This window comes from Flagellimonas beolgyonensis (genome assembly GCF_003992615.1).
Classification (GTDB): domain Bacteria; phylum Bacteroidota; class Bacteroidia; order Flavobacteriales; family Flavobacteriaceae; genus Flagellimonas; species Flagellimonas beolgyonensis.
The window spans coordinates 1-705 of record NZ_RZMY01000005.1; the positions used below are offsets into that span (position 1 = coordinate 1).

2 protein-coding genes are annotated in these 705 nt (G+C 59.3%); one reads left to right on the forward strand and one right to left on the reverse strand.

The window, feature by feature from the left end; all coding sequences use genetic code 11:
• The coding region (locus tag EO131_RS17250) for a hypothetical protein (RefSeq protein ID WP_206512840.1) at positions 1-301 on the reverse strand (301 nt) is incomplete at its 3' end.
• Between EO131_RS17250 and EO131_RS03735 the strand changes: the two genes are divergently transcribed.
• Positions 281-705 (forward strand): cadherin repeat domain-containing protein (locus tag EO131_RS03735; RefSeq protein ID WP_164731604.1); only part of this gene is annotated, 425 nt, incomplete at its 3' end. The genes EO131_RS17250 and EO131_RS03735 overlap by 21 nt on opposite strands.

The window sequence follows — 705 nt, forward strand, 5'->3', positions numbered from 1 at the left end:
ACTGGACTATGCCGCCAAGCAACAGCACACCATATCCGTTGCGGTGAGCGACGGCAAGGCCACCGTGAACGCCACCATGACGATCAATGTGGCCCAAGGGCTTGCCATAGCGGCCCAGCAGTTCAGCATATTGGAGAGCGTGGACGCCGCCACCGAGATCGGAACCGTACAGGCCTTTGTGCCCGGAGGGGCCACGGGCACCTTCACGATCGAGGAGGACGCCTCCGGCCTGTTCGAGATCACTGCCGCGGGCGTACTGAGCCTGATCGAGGGCAAGAAGATGGACTACGGTGCCGCACAACAGCACACCCTTACCGTGAGCGTGAACGATGGCACCAACACCCGGAGCGCTGTGATCACCATAAACGTATTGGAGAACATGGATCCAACGGGCGATGCACAGAAGTTCACGGTGGCAGAGGACATTGCCGACACCGATGCGATCGGAACGGTGGTGGCCACCGACCCCGAAGGCGATGCGCTGACCTTTGCCATGAAGACCAACGACAACGACCTGTTCGAGATCACCGAAACAGGCGAACTGAGCCTGGCACCAAGTATGAGCCTCGATTATGAAACGGCCAAGAGCCACGAGCTGGTGGTAACGGTAAACGACGGTACCAACCAAGTGGACCTTACCGTACAGGTGAACGTGACCAACGTGGTGGAGACCCTGTTCGACGACCCCGCCTCCTTTATCACCAC